The sequence below is a fragment of the Sphingomonas sp. 66-10 genome (assembly GCF_001897045.1).
Classification (GTDB): domain Bacteria; phylum Pseudomonadota; class Alphaproteobacteria; order Sphingomonadales; family Sphingomonadaceae; genus Sphingomonas; species Sphingomonas lycopersici.
The window spans coordinates 5,289-7,267 of sequence record NZ_MKRR01000018.1 but is presented as its reverse complement, the minus strand read 5'-3'; the positions used below and the strand labels follow the sequence as shown (position 1 = coordinate 7,267).

Annotated in this window: 1 protein-coding gene; it reads left to right on the top strand. The window is 71.2% G+C overall.

The window, feature by feature from the left end; all coding sequences use genetic code 11:
• Window positions 1-1,979: UvrD-helicase domain-containing protein (locus BGN95_RS02030; RefSeq protein ID WP_286771470.1), on the top strand; the 1,979-nt coding region annotated here is incomplete at both ends.

The window sequence follows — 1,979 nt, the reverse complement described above, 5'->3', positions numbered from 1 at the left end:
CCGATCCGATCTTCTTCGCGGCGGCGGAAAGCTATTTCGCCAATCGCGCAGAGGATGTGCGCGGCGACGATTACATGCCCGACGACGAGCGCGGGCTGCCGTTCGAGAAATTGTCGCTGGTCGCCTCGTTTCGCTCGACCCGCCCGGTGCTGGAATTCGTCGACGCCGCGATCGACCTGATCGGGCATGAGGCGCTCGGGATGGTCGATGCGGTGCCGCCACATGCCAGCGAAGTCCCCGGCCCGGGGCTGGTCGAGCTGTGGCCGCCGGTCGCGGCGGGGCTGGTCGAGGCCGACGACGGCGAGGAGGAATGGATCGACGATGCGGTGCGCGAAAATGCCGCGCGGATCGCGAAGCAGATCAGGGCGTGGCTCGACGACGGGCTGATGCTCGAGAGCAAGGGACGCGCGCTGCGCCCCGAGGATGTGATGATCCTCGTCAAGCGGCGTGGCGAACTGGCGCAATTGCTTGTCGCCCGGCTTTATGCCGAGGGGGTGCCGGTCGCAGGGGTCGACCGGTTGCGGCTCAACGCGCCGCTCGCGGTGCAGGATCTGCTCGCCGCGATCCGCTTCGTGCTCCAGCCCGACGACGATCTCAGCCTCGCCAGCCTGCTCGTCTCGCCGCTGATCGGCTGGACGCAGGAGGAATTGCTGGCGCGCGCGCTGCCGCGTTCGGGAAGCCTGTGGCGGCATCTCGCGACGCAGCATCGTGTGCTGCTCGCGCCGCTCGACGCGATGCTGGCGCGCGCCGATTTCACCACGCCCTATCAGTTCCTCGAAGAAATACTCTCGGGGGCGCTCGACGGGCGGCGCAAATTGCTCGAACGGCTCGGCGAGGAAGCGCGCGATCCGATCGAGGAATTGCTCTCCGCCGCGCTCGATTTCGAGACGGGGACGACGCCCTCGCTCCAGCGCTTCCTCGACTGGTTCGATCGCGGCGAGGTGGAGATCGTGCGCGACGCCGCCCAACCGCGCGACGCGGTGCGGGTGCTGACCGCACACGGGGCCAAGGGGTTGCAGGCGCCGGTAGTGATCCTCGCCGATGCCACCGCCGATCCCGATGCGGCGTTGCGCTCGGCGTTGCGGTGGAAACCGGGCGAACTGGCCGGGCCGCTCCCCGTGTTCCGCCCGCGCAAGGAGGAGCGCGCCGGGCCGATCGACGACGAGGTCACCGCCGCCGATCTGCGCGAGCGGCAGGAGCATTGGCGGCTGTTCTACGTCGCGGCGACGCGCGCCGAGGAGCGGCTGGTGATCGCCGGGTCGCTTAGCGCCAAATGGCAGGGCAAACCGCCGCCCGAGAGCTGGTATGGCGTCGCGGCGCGGACCTTCGACGCGCTCGGCATCGCGGGGGAGACGCGGGTGTTCGCCGGCATCGCGCCGCCGACCGCCGCCAAACCCCGCGCCGCCGCGCGCGAGGCGGCCGCCGCACTCGTCGAACTGCCCGAGTGGGTGCGCAAACCGGCGCCGCAGGAGCCGCGCCCGGCGCGCCCGCTGTCGCCCTCGTCGCTCGGCGAGGATGAGGTGGCCGATCCGCCGCCGACCCCGGCGATGCGTGCGGCGGCCGAACGCGGGCGGCTGATCCACGCCTTGTTCGAGCGGTTGCCATCGGTTCCTGCTGCCGACCGCGCACGCGCCGCGGATCGCTGGCTCGCCGATGTCGGGCAGGTAGGCGACGCCGCGGAGCGACACGCGATCGCCAAGGCGGCGCGGCGGGTGATCGACGATCCGGCTTATGCCGATCTGTTCGGCGCGGAGGCGCTCGCGGAGGCGCCGATCAGCGCGGTGCTCGCCGACGGGACGGTGGTGGCGGGGACGGTCGACCGGTTGCTCGTCACCGACACGACGGTGCGCGTGGTCGATTTCAAGACCGGGCGGCAGGTGCCGCGTTCGGTGGATGAGGCACCCACCTACCACCTGCGCCAGATCGCGGCCTATGTCGCGGCGCTTGCGGTGATTTTCCCCGGCCGGGCGATCGAGGCG